17 protein-coding genes are annotated in these 15,208 nt (G+C 33.8%); 7 read left to right on the top strand and 10 right to left on the bottom strand.

Annotated features, from left to right (window positions below; all coding sequences use genetic code 11):
• Window positions 1-34: 34 nt before the first annotated feature.
• The 3 genes from FZ954_RS02030 to FZ954_RS02020 are packed head-to-tail and all read right to left on the bottom strand — an operon-like array spanning window position 35 to window position 2,621.
• Complete coding sequence (locus FZ954_RS02030) at window positions 35-1,900, bottom strand: SAG1250 family conjugative relaxase (RefSeq protein ID WP_125383913.1); 1,866 nt, start codon at window positions 1,898-1,900, stop codon at window positions 35-37.
• Window positions 1,887-2,252: a MobC family plasmid mobilization relaxosome protein gene (locus FZ954_RS02025; protein ID WP_125371692.1), complete on the bottom strand. Its 366-nt coding sequence runs from the start codon at window positions 2,250-2,252 to the stop codon at window positions 1,887-1,889. The genes FZ954_RS02030 and FZ954_RS02025 overlap by 14 nt, the downstream gene beginning before the upstream one ends.
• A 9-nt stretch (window positions 2,253-2,261) precedes the next feature.
• On the bottom strand, window positions 2,262-2,621 hold the full coding sequence (locus FZ954_RS02020; protein WP_148876618.1) for an SAG1252 family conjugative relaxosome accessory protein: 360 nt from the start codon (window positions 2,619-2,621) through the stop codon (window positions 2,262-2,264).
• Window positions 2,622-2,958: 337 nt separating this feature from the next.
• Between FZ954_RS02020 and FZ954_RS02010 the strand changes: the two genes are divergently transcribed.
• On the top strand, window positions 2,959-4,716 hold the full coding sequence (locus FZ954_RS02010) for a DUF4365 domain-containing protein (protein WP_148876615.1): 1,758 nt from the start codon (window positions 2,959-2,961) through the stop codon (window positions 4,714-4,716).
• 112 nt (window positions 4,717-4,828) lie between these two features.
• Here FZ954_RS02010 and FZ954_RS02005 read toward each other — a convergent pair whose 3' ends face one another.
• On the bottom strand, window positions 4,829-5,773 hold the full coding sequence (locus FZ954_RS02005; protein ID WP_148876613.1) for an IS30 family transposase: 945 nt from the start codon (window positions 5,771-5,773) through the stop codon (window positions 4,829-4,831).
• Between the two features lie 168 nt (window positions 5,774-5,941).
• Here FZ954_RS02005 and FZ954_RS02000 point away from each other — a divergent pair, with 168 nt between their 5' ends.
• From FZ954_RS02000 to FZ954_RS01985, 5 genes are read left to right on the top strand one after another with little or no spacing between them, the layout of a single operon-like run.
• The gene (locus tag FZ954_RS02000; RefSeq protein ID WP_148876610.1) at window positions 5,942-6,634 is read left to right on the top strand and encodes an XRE family transcriptional regulator; all 693 of its coding nucleotides are present in this window, start codon (window positions 5,942-5,944) and stop codon (window positions 6,632-6,634) included.
• A gap of 2 nt (window positions 6,635-6,636) precedes the next feature.
• Window positions 6,637-6,771 (top strand): hypothetical protein, encoded by a 135-nt coding sequence (locus tag FZ954_RS11875; protein ID WP_259273733.1) that lies wholly within the window; start codon window positions 6,637-6,639, stop codon window positions 6,769-6,771.
• A gap of 4 nt (window positions 6,772-6,775) precedes the next feature.
• Window positions 6,776-8,191: a Y-family DNA polymerase gene (locus tag FZ954_RS01995; RefSeq protein ID WP_148876608.1), complete on the top strand. Its 1,416-nt coding sequence runs from the start codon at window positions 6,776-6,778 to the stop codon at window positions 8,189-8,191.
• On the top strand, window positions 8,188-8,556 hold the full coding sequence (locus FZ954_RS01990) for a hypothetical protein (RefSeq protein ID WP_084825933.1): 369 nt from the start codon (window positions 8,188-8,190) through the stop codon (window positions 8,554-8,556). The genes FZ954_RS01995 and FZ954_RS01990 overlap by 4 nt, the downstream gene beginning before the upstream one ends.
• The gene (locus tag FZ954_RS01985) at window positions 8,543-8,842 is read left to right on the top strand and encodes a DUF5960 family protein (RefSeq protein WP_148876606.1); all 300 of its coding nucleotides are present in this window, start codon (window positions 8,543-8,545) and stop codon (window positions 8,840-8,842) included. Before FZ954_RS01990 ends, FZ954_RS01985 begins: the two co-directional genes overlap by 14 nt.
• 23 nt (window positions 8,843-8,865) lie before the next feature.
• Here the strand turns inward: FZ954_RS01985 and FZ954_RS01980 are convergent, their stop codons facing one another.
• From FZ954_RS01980 to FZ954_RS01960, 5 genes are read right to left on the bottom strand one after another with little or no spacing between them, the layout of a single operon-like run.
• Window positions 8,866-9,153 (bottom strand): hypothetical protein, encoded by a 288-nt coding sequence (locus FZ954_RS01980; protein WP_148876604.1) that lies wholly within the window; start codon window positions 9,151-9,153, stop codon window positions 8,866-8,868.
• Between the two features lie 44 nt (window positions 9,154-9,197).
• Complete coding sequence (locus tag FZ954_RS01975; RefSeq protein ID WP_148876602.1) at window positions 9,198-9,593, bottom strand: DUF5945 family protein; 396 nt, start codon at window positions 9,591-9,593, stop codon at window positions 9,198-9,200.
• Between the two features lie 3 nt (window positions 9,594-9,596).
• A complete protein-coding gene (locus FZ954_RS01970; RefSeq protein WP_148876600.1) occupies window positions 9,597-9,821 on the bottom strand; it encodes a DUF5965 family protein in 225 nt (74 codons plus the stop codon).
• 53 nt (window positions 9,822-9,874) lie between these two features.
• Window positions 9,875-10,963 (bottom strand): toprim domain-containing protein, encoded by a 1,089-nt coding sequence (locus tag FZ954_RS01965; protein ID WP_148876598.1) that lies wholly within the window; start codon window positions 10,961-10,963, stop codon window positions 9,875-9,877.
• Window positions 10,964-11,002: 39 nt separating this feature from the next.
• Window positions 11,003-11,641 carry a peptidylprolyl isomerase gene (locus tag FZ954_RS01960; protein ID WP_148876596.1) on the bottom strand — a complete coding sequence of 213 codons (639 nt, stop codon included), beginning with the start codon at window positions 11,639-11,641 and terminating at the stop codon, window positions 11,003-11,005.
• Window positions 11,642-11,782: 141 nt separating this feature from the next.
• Here FZ954_RS01960 and FZ954_RS01955 point away from each other — a divergent pair, with 141 nt between their 5' ends.
• A complete protein-coding gene (locus FZ954_RS01955; protein WP_148876594.1) occupies window positions 11,783-14,125 on the top strand; it encodes a DNA repair protein in 2,343 nt (780 codons plus the stop codon).
• On the opposite strand, the gene FZ954_RS01950 is transcribed toward FZ954_RS01955, so the two are convergent.
• Window positions 14,120-15,118, bottom strand: a complete 999-nt coding sequence (locus tag FZ954_RS01950) for a D-alanine--D-alanine ligase (RefSeq protein ID WP_148876591.1) — start codon at window positions 15,116-15,118, stop codon at window positions 14,120-14,122. The genes FZ954_RS01955 and FZ954_RS01950 overlap by 6 nt on opposite strands.
• Window positions 15,119-15,208: the final 90 nt, after the last annotated feature.

The raw sequence follows: 15,208 nt of genomic DNA, 5'->3' as shown, positions 1-15,208 counted from the left end.
TCTCTATCTTTTAACGAATTCGTCATAAGTAATATTATTCTAGTGAGACATTATCTTGGAATTTTAGGCCTGTAAGTTTATTGGTATTAATAATTTTGACAAACGACTCCAGTCTTCTAGCTACCTCCTCATATTCGTTAATTTCATTACCAAGTTCCTGTTGTAATTTTAAAATATCTGTATTGAGTCGATCTAACGTTATTGATTCCGTCATGTTCATTTGAGCAAAATCATACTTAGCTAATTTTCTAGTCTCATGATCACTACTCTTCAGATTTATAAGCACTTCCGCCATCTTGTTTAAGGTGGCGATTTTTTCTTGTGTTTTTTCCAGTTTCATATCAAGCTCTGCAATTTCTAATACGAACTCATCTTTAATTTCTTGGTAGTGTTTGTTTGTGTTAGACAGTTCAATCATGAGATTAATTTCAGAAATCTTCTCTTGAAGGCTTTTTAAAGTTGGTCGTCTGTATGGGAGTTTTTGGCTATCGGTAGTCAATTGCCTGATTAACGTTCTCCCTTTAACAAAACAATTATTATCCGAATTTTCTTTATTATAGACAAAGTAGGAGGACGTTTCTCGAATATAAACTTTATATTTTTTCTGATTTTCTTCTTCAAGGGTATCCAACTGATAGTTGGGAATAAGGATGAGTCCACTTTGTTTGATACCAAACGAAACCCGGATATAGATACCATCATCAACCAACTTCTCAATCTGATTATCCGTAAGTTCAACTTCAAACTCATGGACAGCATCGCATTTTTCCTTATATTTTTTGAAGGCTTCCTCAATTTCTTCTTCGGAGACTTTCTTCTTATCCTGTTCCTCTCGAAAAGTCTGATAATCTTCCTGAAGATTTTCTAATGTTTGAATATCTCTAACCTCTCTATCTTTAAAATAACGATTAAAAAATTGAACATCATACAATTTCTTATCGCTAATTTTTTTATGACCTAAACTTATCTTTTCACCATTATCCTCTATGGTAAAAATCACATTTTTTTGTTTTAAGTCAATGGTTAGATTTAACACTTTCGATTTTGTTAGTAACTCTTCTAAAGAATTGACACGGTTCAACAGAAAATCTAATCGACTTTCAATCTCTTGCTTGGCAAAATGCGTTCTAAAAAAATCTTCATCATATAAATCTCTTTTACTGAGCTGACGTCCTCGAATTGGTTTTGTCATTGCCCGATCCGTCATCATGAATCGACTATGCTTCTGATTAAAATCAATATGAACATGTAATTGCTCTGCTTTTTCTAAAAAATCATCAAAGGACTTTGACTGCTGCATCAAAAAATAAAGACGTTGCTTCAATTCAAATTTATGACTAATTTTCCTATATTTTTGATAGTCACGGTAGGAGAAACGTTTTTTAATAATTTTTGCTCCAGCAATCTTAGAAATGCGGTCTGAAATCATACGAAGGTTTCGTTCCAAGGCATAATTCCATATCAACTTTTTATCTGAATTACGGTCAATGGCGTTGATTAGGATGTGATTATGAACATGATTTTTATCTGTATGAGTTGCCACGATAAAACGAAAATGGCCTCCTGTTAGTTCCATCATAGTCTCGTAACCAATGCGGTTAATTTCTTCAGGTGTCAGATTATCTTCAGGAGAAAATGATTGAATGAGGTGATGGGCATGGATATTTTGTTGATGTTTTTCTTGTCGGTCATTTCTGGATTCGTACAGCTTATCATTGTTGGTGAAATTGACATTGTACATCTCAACCATTTCTTCATAGCTAGGAAAATCTAAGTAATTACTCATACCAAAATCAGATACCAATTTCAAATTGTCCGTTTTATCGGGATTGAGGATATACTTAATCAAACGCCTGCGATATTTTTTTCCGTGCGTCGCAAAATGTTTAGTGACTACCATGAAACTCCTTCAATCTTTTCAATTCCACTTGAAATTCTTTCTCTACTCCAGTAATTAATTCACTAACTCCTTTACTTAATTCTTGTAACTGTTCCTGGGAAATCAGATGGCTTTGATTGATCGCACGCGCAATTTGATTGATGTTATTTCCAATCCGTCTCAATTCAAAAACTAACTGGTCATAAGTTTCAGTGTTAATTGTGACAAAAGACATATTGGGATTAAGCAAAACTTTTCTGGCATAGACCGAGAAATTTTGACAGTGACTCTTAGCAATTCGTTCATTCAATTGATGTAACTCTGAATCTGTTAAAAATACTTTTTTGAGATTGGTACGATAACGATAAACCATAGTAGCCTCCTATCTCATGTATTTTTCACGAAACCCACGACTGAGTGGCTGTACTTGATTGACTTCCGCAATCAATTCTTGAACGCAGGTCAATAAGATTGAAACGTGCTCTTGAGTCACTTGGTGATTTTCTCTTGCGACAATCAAAACTTCATATACATCTCGACTAATCTGTTCAAACTTTTGAGACTTCCAAATGGAAAACCAACTTTCAAAAATTCTATCCTGATAATTCTTTTTCAACAAATTTTGACGAAGAAATTCTGAGAAACTATCCAGTTTTTGTTCCCTCATCATTTCTTTTATCTGTTTTTCTTCTTGTCTCGTGATTCTAAATTGCTTACGAATCAACTTAATTTCTTGTCCCATCCTACTACCCTTTCAATATTATACTTGTCTGACAGTGTCAGGCTGCCTCACATTGTCAGTACGCTTCCTAAAGACCTCACTCTCTTCTTGTTCGGTCTTTGCGAGCTCAGACATTGTGGTCACAATACCCAAAAAATCATATCGCCAGCCGATCAAAACCTTCCAGTTTTGACAGCTAACGATAAGATAACTTGGTGGCTACGCCCCCAAACCCCCAGTGAAAAATCAAGACTTGATTTTCTTAGGAATGATATTAGGATAACAAGGATGATTTGAAAAATTTATCACAAAAATTGGTATAATGTTAGTATAAAATTACTTATTCAAGAGGTTATTCATGGTTAAATCATCTAAGCAAATTGAAGAAGATGCCGTCGATTATTTGAAATTGGCATTAAAAAAATCTAAACATATTAACAGAGAAATTTCCGAAGGAGATAGAGAACCCATCTGGGACGGTCATATCTATTTTTATAAAAACATAAAAAAGCAAAATATTGATTTAGTTGAGAGAATTCCAGTTCAAGTAAAAGGTAAGGATGAATATTATGAAGAAAATGTTGGATACTCAATAAAACGGAACAATTTAGAGCATTATCTTACAGAAGGTGGTGTACTCTACTTTGTAGTGTATTTAAAAGATGATATCCCTACCGTCACTTATGCTTCACTAACCCCAAAGGTCATTAAGAAAGTTTTATTAGCCAGCGACAAGAAAAAGAAAAAGATTAAGAATATTTCGATTCATATGAAACCTCTCCCTAACAATGAAGATGATTTAAACTTTGTATTTCTTAATTTTATTCAAAAACGCAAATATCAGAAAGGATTTGCTCATATTGATTGGAGAAGCCAAGAATCTCTCTTTGAAAATTTGGAATCATTTGACGGAGACTTAGAGTTTAAATTTATTGGCAAGGATTATCTAGACATTCTTGATTATGCAATATCTGGTGAGTTAGATCTTTATTACAAACCTAAAGAAGCTATGATACCTGAACCTCTAATAGACGATATTGCTAATTTAAAAATATTTGAAGAAAAAGAAATGTTAGTTCAAATTCAGGGAAAAGAGCGTGTATATAAGACAACTTTTGCTTATGAAACCAAGAATGACTTCACTATAGATTTTCATAATGGCTGTTCGATAAAAATACAAAAAAAAACTGATTTAGTAACACTAACTCTTAATTACTCACTTTCAAATATTCTCTCAAAAAGACTAGATGGATTAGAGTTTATTATAGAGCTTCAAAAAAATAAAGGAATTATTTTAAACAGAAAAAGACTAGAGTTTAGTGATGAAAATATAGCTAAAATTGATTTAAATTTTCTGAAAAAAGCTTTTAATGCGAACATACGTTTAAAAGAATTAGTAGATAAACTTAAAATTTCTACTGACCTTGACAGCACAGGTTGGTCACAAAAAGATGCTAGAACAATTGAATTATTGTATGATGGTATCGTAAATGAACAAGTGGTAACTCTAGATCGTGTAGACTATAATCCTACTCAAGTCATTCAATTTGCTAATGTACATGTATTACTATTTTTAATTCCAGAAAACGAAGGAACTAAAAGCTATAGACTATCTAACTTTAGTGATTACGATATGGTACTAATCAACGAAAATAAGCAGTTATTTTCAAAATATGAAACTGTTGAATTAGAGCAGTTACTACTTATTGATAATTTTAACGTCTCTGATTATCTTTCATCATACTTGTCAAGTGAAAGTAAAATTGAAAATATGGATCTTGGTCTATTAAAACTAATAAACTACGCTGATTCTAAACACGACCAAAATACCTTGCAGTCCTGTTTAGAATTTGCTCAAAAGCTTGTAGATATGGATAAATCTGAAAATAGCGTCCTAAATCTACTACAAATTAAAAAGCGTTTAAATAATTTAACACAAAAAGACAGTTCCTATCTCCATTCTTTAATAAATCACAACTCAGTAGAAATTAGATTTGCTACAAATTGTATTTTAGGCTACAAAGATCAAGCAATCTACTCATTCGAAAATGAATTTTCCGATGAGCAAAGGGAACGTTTTATTGAATATCCTATATACAATCTCTTAAATCTTTGATTACAATAGAATATATCCTAAAAACAGAGGAAGTGTATCTCTGTTTTTGTTGTTTCAAATAAAATAGTACTACTAAATATTTGCTAAATATTTAGTGTCCTAAATTGTCAAATTAAGCTAAACTTTTCAAGTAACTCAGAAAAACTTGGTAGGGTGATTGATAATTCAATGATTTCCTAGGAATTCTATTACTTTTATCAGCTATAACTGATAAATAATTTTGAGAAATAGTAGTAAAATCCATTTGTTTCGGTAATTTATTTCGTCTTAATAAGCCATTAGAATGCTCATTGAGACCTCTTTGACCAGGACAGCCTGGATCCGCAAAGAAAATATCAATGTCATGCGCATTCGAAATAGACTTCCAGTTAGAAAATTCTTTCCCACAATCAAAAGTTATTGACTTAAAGAGCTGCCGCTGACCTTGAGACAACCATTGATTGATGGAGGCCTCAATATCACTTGCTTTGCGTCCATTGGTTTTCAGTGTGATGATGGCTTTTGAGAGGCGTTCTACTAAGGTAATGACTGCACTTTTGTGTTTTTCTCCCACAATTGTATCCCCTTCTAGATGACCGAATTCCGTCTTAAAATTAGGATAACTGTCTGCTCTCTCACGTAAATCTCTGCGCAACGCTTGTTTTCCTCGTTTTTCGCTATGACCATTTGGTTTTCTTTTGCCTTTCCAAGGGAGATCCTCTTTCTTTAGAATACCACGGTCTGCTAGTCGATAGAGAGTTCTCATAGAACAAGAAACCCTATCTGGATAAGTTCCTTTAATGACATCAAGGCTCCAATTTTTTTCTAACTGAGTTTGGATAAAATCTTTTTCTGATTGCGTAAGACTGGTTTTATTCCTGCCACAGCGTTTCTTATTGATTTTATATCGGTTATAGTAATCATAAGCAGAGTGCCCCTCTTTCAGATAGTTGATGACATTGTAGATTGTCTGTTTTGATCTGCCAAGTGAAGTCACAATATCTGAAACTTTTATGTTTTCTTGATAGTAAGCCTCTATCATTACAAGCTCGTTTGTGGTAAGATGAATATAGGTCATTTATGTTAGTTCCTTTCAGACAAATGTGGTGTTTATCTGAGCCTAACATGGATGGCTTTTTCTGTCTAGCATAATTTTACAAATTGGGTGTTAAAAAACTCTACTACTTGCATCTTAAAAAATTTTTGATATAATTGTTGCATAATAAAGCAACAGGAGTTTTGATTTATGTTTTCTGGTAACCGTCTTAAAGAATGTAGAATGGAAAAGCAATATTCTCAATCTGAGCTAGCTAATCTGTTAAAAATCAATAGAGCTTCATATAATAAATGGGAGGCTGGTAAATCCGTTCCTAATCAAAAGAATCTTGCTACTCTTGCAAGAATACTTGATGTTCCAACAACCTATTTTGAATCAGAATACAAGATTGTGAACACCTACCTCCAACTCTCCTCGGAAAATCAAGATAAGGTGGATGAGTATGCCGAAGGATTGCTTCAAACACAACAATCAATTGATAAGATTGTGCCACTATTTGCGGTGGAAGTGTTATCTGATGTTTCTCTTTCTGCTGGTCTTGGGGAATCACTATTTGATGAATATGGAACAGAAACCGTCTATGCCGAAGAAGAACAATATGGTTATGATATTGCTGCTTGGATTACAGGAGATTCCATGGAACCTATCTATCTTGATGGTGAAGTAGCTCTAATCCGTGCTAGCGGTTTTGATTATGATGGTGCCGTCTACGCCCTATCCTGGAATGACTCCGTCTATATCAAAAAACTCTATCGAGAAGAAAATGGTTATAGAATGGTATCACTCAACGATAGCTACCCTGATAAATGGATTCCTTATGAAGATAATCCTCGAATTGTAGGACTTGTCGTGAGTCACTTTATGCCTGTTATAGGAGCGTAAACATGTCAGTAACTGCTAAAGAAATGATTTATCTTAAAAACAATCGTATTTATTTTACGCCTTATCTCAAAGAATATGATATTACCGATCATATTCAAGAACTGATAGAACAGTTAGAAAATCTAAAAAGGAACTAAAGACATGGGCTATATTGATTACACAAAAGAGCCGCATTCAGATATAGCTTTCATTGACATGAAATCCTTTTATGCTTCTGTAGAGTGTGTAGACAGAGGATTAAACCCTTTACATACTTCTCTCTGTGTTATGAGCCGAGCTGACAACGCTGGTGGATTGATTTTGGCCTCTTCTCCCATGTTCAAAAAAGTTTTTGGAAAAAATAATGTCGGCCGTGCCTACGATTTACCCTTTGACATCACTACAAGAAAATTTGACTACTATAATGTCAAGCGTCAAGGCTTAGACATATCCCCACGTTATGTTTCTTATATTGAACATTGGGCTAAGCGAACGCTTATTGTCCCACCACGTATGGATCGCTATATCAAAAAGAATATTGACATTCAGCACATTTTCCAAGATTATGCTGCTCCTGAAGATATTCTCCCCTACTCCATTGATGAAGGATTTATTGATTTAACCTCCTCACTCAATTACTTTGTGAGTGATAAACAGATGGATAGAAAAGCGAAATTAGACGTCGTCTCTGCTAAGTTACAACATGACATTTGGAAAAAGACGGGTATCTATTCTACCATCGGTATGAGTAATGCTAACCCATTATTGGCCAAACTCGCTCTAGACAATGAAGCCAAACGAACACCAACCATGCGTGCCAATTGGTCCTACGAAGATGTGGAAACAAAAGTCTGGTCAATCCCTAAACTATCTGATTTTTGGGGTATTGGTTCTAGAACAGAAAAACGCCTTCACAAACTAGGAATTACCTCTATCAAGGAACTAGCCAATAGCAACCCTGATTTATTGAAAAAAGAATTTGGAAAGGTTGGGGTTCAGTTATGGTTTCATGCTAACGGAGTTGATGAAAGTAATGTCCATCAACCCTATAAACCAAAATCACACGGACTTGGAAACTCTCAGGTTCTACCTCGTGACTACGTTAAGCAGCGTGATATTGAGGTTGTCCTGAGTGAAATGGCTGAACAGGTGGCTATCCGAATGAGACGAGAACATCGGAAAGCGACTATTGTTTCCGTTTTTGTGACCTATTCTAAAACGGAAATGAAACAGCCAATCAACACTCAAATGAAGATAGAACCTACTAACCAAACACGTCTGCTTACAGATACCGTGCTAACGCTTTTTCGTAAAAAGTACACTTCAGGAGCTGTTCGGGGGATTGCAGTCAATTACTCAGGGTTTGTTGATGAAAGCTATGCCTTAATCTCCTTATTTGATGATGTCGAAGCAACAGAGAAAGAAGAAAACTTACAGCGAACTATTGATCATATTAGAGACCAATTCGGTTTTTTAGCGGTTCAAAAAGGAACTGCCCTTTTAGACAGTTCCAGGAACATTGCAAGAAGTAAACTAATAGGAGGCCACTCAGTAGGTGGCTTGGAGGGATTACAATGATTGACCGATCATACTTACCATTTCAATCCGCAAGAGACTATCAAGATGTTAAAATGCAAAAATGGATGGGGTTCTTTTTATCTGAACACACCTCTGCTTTATCAGATGACGATAAGCAAATCAACTATCTTTCTGACCTATCGCTAAATCAAAAGTTGTTGTTACTCAGTCAAAGTTACGCCAATCAATTAACGATACAGGTGACTAGAATACAGAAAAATGACTATCAAACTATTATCGGAACCGTTCCGACACTATCAACGGATGAGGTCATTCTAAAAACCAGTGACGGACATATCACTATCGCTTTAGAAGATATTATAACTATCACATTAGTTGAGGAGGTCTACCATGAATCAGCTTGATTTTTATAAAAATGAATTACAGATGGACTACTTCAGCGAACATTACCGAAAATTTGAAAGTGACTTCTATCGCTACTCAGCACTAGATACTCCACTGACTTTTCTAACAGATGATATTATGTTGGCAATGGCGAAATCAGCTAAAAACTATTTCAAACTCAATAAAGAAAATGCCAAAGACAATCGTGAACATTATTTTATCTTTGACATAGAAAATCTAAATGATAGTAAATTGACAAGAAAGTATGTTTATCAGCGAACAACAAGTATTAGACAAAAAGATTAGGCCAACATTAACGCCTAATTTTTTTACTCATTTTTAGGTTTCTTCGCCTGCCTAAACTGCTCTATCCGTTTTTCAAGTTGCTCAGTCTTCAGCTTATTCTTAGCTTCAGTAATGGTCTCATCTAGGGTCGGCTCCTTTTGTACATCTTGAGGAGCTTTTTTTACGTCACTGGTCGATTGACTGGTCGAATCAAAAACAACATCTAATAATTGGTTGACCTTATATAAGTCAGCTTCAGACATTCCTGATAAGCGATGAATGAGCCGTTTAAAACTATCTTGGTTGTGTCTTTGCTTTTTGAATAACCTCATCTTCTCTCCTTTTAAAAAGCAGCCCTTGTAAGGGCTGCTCGTACTTACAAGTCATCAATAGCTTCTGAAATGGCTTGTAGTTTTTTATTGTGCTTATTCTTATCATCAATCAACTGGTGCAACTCTTCGATTTTCTTCTGACCTTGAAGAATGTCCTCATTATTTTGAGCCATGACATTGGCTAAATGTTGCTTGTAGTCGCTGGTAATGGTAGGTGATGGAACTTGTCTTGGCTCTATTTTCTCCTGTGGCTTTGGTTGTGAAACAGACTGATCTTTAGCCTTTTGTTGTTCCATCTCAAAGGCTGCTACATAATCTACATCTTCAATTTCTTGATGTTTTTCCTGATGAAATAGTGCCGCAATCTTCGCACGTTCTTCTGATGAAGACGTTGGTATTTTATCATCTAGGGGTTGGTCAAAGGTCCAATTTTTTGTCATGTGTTATTCCTCGTTTCTATTATCGGATAGTGTTGGTTGTTCTTCTTGGCCAAAGGCCTGCGTCAATGCTTCATCAAAAGTCCAGGGACTATTTTGTTGGCGTTTGATAAAGGCTTGATACATCGCTGTTTGTAATTGATTGCGATAGGTCTCTAGTTTTTCCGTCTCCTTCGCAACTTTGTCCTCTTGCCTAGCTACTCTTTCAGCTAAGCGTTCAATCACACTCATAGGGTGTCCTCCTTATTCCTTTCTAGCTTATGATAAGAAACTTGATTTTGTTATCACAAGTCTAAAACCATATTTCGCTTAGGTGAAGGATTACTTCTGACAATCTGTAACTTAGCCGATTGGATCACATCCTTTAGAGAAAGATCTCTCTGAAATTTCACGACATCGTTCCAATCAGCTTTAGTTTCCAGTTCCTGTAATGGTGGTAGGTCTGTTTCAATGGGAAGTCCTTTCTCAGATAACTTCTGACAAAAATCACGCCCTGCTTCGTCATAATCAACAGCCAAAGTCAATAAACCTGAGTGTGTCTGAAAAAAAGTAGTCGTCTCCTGAATGGTCTGAAGGTAATGCGTTAATCGACTTGGTTTGACAGTATCTAAAAACTCAAGTTTACCTTGTTCCTCAGCGGCTAGTCGTAGGCTCTGATAAGCAATCACAGACAGTTTTAAGCCTTCCATAGAAACCAAACGAACATCTGATAACTGCTTCTCATGAAGTTGATAATAGCTCATCATATCAACCACCGATTCGCAAAAGATAAGGCGTTTAGGTTTTCCTATGTCAAAGCTCATCCCTATATAACCATGAGAAGCTTTCATGATTTTCTTGAGGTATCCTCGATCATGTCTCTCATTATTTTTGACAAGCCCTTGCAGGCTTGCCCCTTCTAACTGCCCCTGATGATTATAACTCTTAAAGACAAGTACAGATTCCTGAAAGGGCTTTGTCTGATAATGAGCCTGTGCTAACAGCCCTTGTCTGCCAAAAGCATTGATGGTCTCATCACTCAAACCACGGATCTGCTTCAAATAAGTTCGTGCTTGGTCAAATGGTTCTTCTCTTAGATAATAACGAAAGGGTTGATAGGTCTCTTCGACCATCTTAGCCTGTTCAAAGTCTCCAGTTTCAAGGTAAGACAGGGCTTCTTTAAAAGACACCCCTGCCATTAACTGAACGAAATCAATCACATCTCCTTGCATATCACGTGAAAACCATTTAAAGGTATTGGTATCCGCAAAAATTTTAAAGGAATCGTGTTCTGGATGTTCATAGACTTGTCCTGATAATCTTCTAAAAGAATAGCCTAGACTTCCTGCCACGTCTAAAATCGCCTTGTGTTTCACTGCTTCAATTCTTGTCATCTCATCTCCCTATCAAAAAAAGCAGAAGAGTAACTCCTGCTAGTTGGTCTCACTTGTAGTAGTGCCTTGAATCTTTGGAATGCTTGAGTTAACTCCATCAGAAGTTTCTTTTAAATCCTCTAGTTTCCCATTCCAAATGGTTACCTGATTGACAAGGAGTTTATCTGACATTTTGGCATAAGAGAGTTTAAGAGTTCTTGTTTCTGTCTGTATACTTTTCTGAGCCTTATCGCTGATATCTGACACATAAACAACTTGATAAGCAACCTCTGCAAGGGCTTCATTGTCTTCTGTATTGACATAGATTTGAGCAGATTCGAAGCGATAATCCAACATATAATCCTTATAGACTTGGTTGATGGATTCTTCTTGACGAGCAACTTCTTCCTTATAAGCAGAATCTGTCATATAGGGCTTAATACGGTTGTTGTTCTCGCCCAGCTTTTCCTTGGTGTAGTATTGCGTGAGAAATTCTTTGACCAATTCATCAGAAAGGACATTTCCTTTTTCCTTTTCTTTCTCTTTGGTCAACAGTTTATGAGCCTCAGTCTGAATTTGTTTCTGTGTATGATTGGTAACAGACTGAGAACCAATGGTGTAACCCATCATCACCATAAAGCTGGTGACTGCTAGACCACCGAAGCCAATTAGCAACCGAGCCTTCATTTTGTTTAACATCACTAGCGCTACCTCCTTTTTTCATAAGATAGCACCATCATAACAAGATGGACTTGAAAAAGTTATCACAAGAAAAATATATTTAATAGTAATTTGTGGTATACTAGTGATAATAAATTGTTATCGGTAGGAATTTTAATTATGTCTCAATGGAATCAGTTTTTAACAGAGATTGCTAATTCAATTATTCAAGCTCACACAGATCAAAAGTCACTTTCTCTCTACGTCCCCTTTGAAGATTCTTTATCAAAATCTTTAGCATTTGATAAAATCTCTCAAGAGCTATCAAAAATAGGAATTAATGGAAATGGAACAGAATTATATAGTGATTTTGGAGATAACGACATTACAGACGAGTATAAACTTTCCTTTGCAGAAAAATTTTTCAAACCTATTTCAATGTCTATTAATAACTCTATACCAGGATTTGGAACAGCTGGTATATCATTAAAATATGATTCAATTGAGATAGAGAGGAAAATATTAAATAACAATAACAACTACAGATTAATATTTCTAATCCAACATTGGGAGTGGCTGGGGAATGAACTAAAATTATTTTTTATACGCCTTATTAATAATATCTCCTATTATGAAAAGAAATATAATAAATCAATTATTGTTGTAGTGGGAGGCATGGACTTAAAAAATAGCGACATTAACTTTTCAAAAAACTTTGATATTCATCATTTTGAATTAAATGATTTAAAAAATACTCTAGGTAATATTTTACAGACTTTAAATATATCTGATGATTTAGTAGATACACTGTATCCTCTAACCAAAGGAAATCTAGAAAAAATTTATAATTTTATTTCACTATCACATAATAATTCTAAGATTGAAAAGTTATTAGATGATTTGTTAAATACGATTGAGACGGACTTTAGAGAGAATAAAATTGATATTGATTTCATTTATCAGCTATCTGTCCTTCCTGAATATTTCAACCCATATGATGCTGAAGAATATTTCAATTTAAAAACATTTCAAATTGAAAAAGCTATTGATATCTTAAAAAAATTACTAGTCCTAATCCCTGTAAAAAATAGAACAAATTTTTATAGTTTGATATTAATTATGAAAGATAAGCTTCTTTTAACGGTTGAAAAAGGACAAAAAGAAATTTATAGGCGATACTATCAGTATTTATGTGGGAAAGAACCCTTTAATTACAGATTAAAAATAGAAATTGTGGCAAAACTTAAAGAGAGTCAAGAATATTTGTTATCACTATATTTGCTTTGGCATGAACATTTATCGAATCAAAATGAGATACTCGAAAGCGAAAAGAAGAGTTTATATAAACTTGAATTTCTCACTGAAGAGACTAAATCAATATTTTTTAAATGTATCAAATATAAATATACAGATGGCACTAACTCTCTTTATAAAAAAATTTTACCCAAAAATTCGTTATTATCTTCGATATTATTAAAGAATGATATTAACTTTCAAGGAAATACATCACAAGATTTTTCTTTTCATTCACTTTGTGATACACTTTACGAAAATATATTAGTCGAAAGCGCCAAAGATGTTATTGTTGAGCCTATTCACTATCTTTCATGTATTTACATGCTATTACCTCATTTAATAGATAAACTTAATGAAATTGATAAATTTCAAGTTTTAAATGAAAATATTGTCAAAAAATTTTATACAACAAAAGATATTAAGCAAAGTGCACAATATCTTAAGAATATCTATCTAAGGAAAAGTTTTCTGTATAAAGATAATGATAGATCAATCAATGATGCAAATATAGCATTAAAATTTTTTAGAGATATTGACGATACAATTGAACAGTATTATACTCTTGGTAGCCTTCTAGGCTTATTACTTATTTCTTCCGACTATGAGCAAGCAAATCAGGTGAGAAAAGAAATAGAATCATTATCAGATAAATATGATCTCCCAATATATTGGAAATCTAAAAATAATTTTATTTTATTGGACTTTCTTTCTGGATTAGAAGGAGAATTTGATTACTGGAAATCTCAATTTGAAAATATTCTTGCTGAATATAATTTAAATGATGTGAGTAAGCACTTAATCTATACAAATCTATGTTCAATCTCTTTATATTTTTCTAAAATAGAAAACTACAAATGCTATAAAATAAAACTTGAAGAGTTAATGGAAGTTGATGATTTATCTGACATCAATGATATTTCAATAGATGACTTTTACCGCTATTTTTTTGGGTGGTTTGAATTTTGTAAATTATTGCTAGAAAACAGTCAACAACTTGCTAAAAATAAATATATGCAATTGCAGAATTTTTATCCAATAATCTTTGAATCAGAGAAAAAAATGCTTCTTGAAAAGCATCGTCGATATGGAAAAATTTTGGAATCTAGTATCAAGACAGGAAAGGAATTTTCTGAATTTCTATCACAATCCAAGTTCTCTTCAAAAGAATGGGCTTACTTTCGAAGGGGGCTTATGCTAACTGATATACAGTATACTAGTGCATTATAAACTACTTAATATTACTAGTTTGTGAACATCAGTCAGTGTAAGTCCATATTGTTCGAAGTTATAATTAAATGAACTATGTTTCGTAGTGTAAGGCATTGTTGCAACATCAAAAACGAAAAAACTTCTATCTGATTTTATCCTAAAGTCAACTCGCCCATAGGTAGTTATACCTAAATATTGAGCGAGTTTTTGTGTTGCTGCTTTTAATTTCTCACACAAAAAACTATCTTCTAAACTTTCAAAGATATAGTCATTATTATCTGACAATTCACTTGTCAAAATTTCAGAGTGAGTTGATATTTTAATTGGATCTAATATAATATAGTCTCCTCTAATATTAAAAAATGGAACTTCAACCTCAATGCCTTCAATAAATTCTTGAAGAAGAAAATCTTGAGTACCAACATTTTCCCAATCAAAATCATCTATAATGGAATCTTCCGACAAGTTGATACTTGCTGATTCCGAAATCTCTTTGCGAATATATTTTGAGGATTCAAACACCTCTCCAAGTACCTTACCATTTTCTATACAAACCATTTTAGGTGTTGCAATATTAAACTCATTTGCAACAGCACCCCAAATAAATTTATTACGACACAGAGATACTGTTAAAGCATTTGAACCAGTATAATCAAGATCGAAATAATCACAAAATGACGGAATTAAAGATTTTTTTCCTTCTTTCCTGCCATCTCTAGCTAAATTATAGACTAATAAATCCTCCTTTGATAATTGAGGATAGTGTTTTAAAATATATTCTATGAAGTCTATTTCAGTATAAAAAATATTCATGCACAATCCCGTTTTTAATAGTGCTGAAGTAATCTCTTCAAATTCAGACAACGAAAAAAACTCACTATCAGAAGCATGCTCAATTGTATAATAAGACATCCTTTTAGTTTGTTTTTGTAGATTAGCAACTAAAAATAAATTGCTTTTGGAGCACACTTTATCAAAATTATTCAAATAAGATTGTAACAGTTGCTTCATACCATTCTCCTACCGATAACAATTTATTATCACTATACAAAATGACTAAATCAGTTTATAATAGCGTAATTATTGATAAAGGAGACATTC

Origin of the sequence: Streptococcus sp. Marseille-P7375 (genome assembly GCF_902460365.1) — a bacterium.
Classification (GTDB): Bacteria; Bacillota; Bacilli; order Lactobacillales; family Streptococcaceae; genus Streptococcus; species Streptococcus cristatus_I.
Note: the sequence above shows the minus strand (reverse complement) of the source record. Positions and strands in the feature narration are given on the sequence as shown.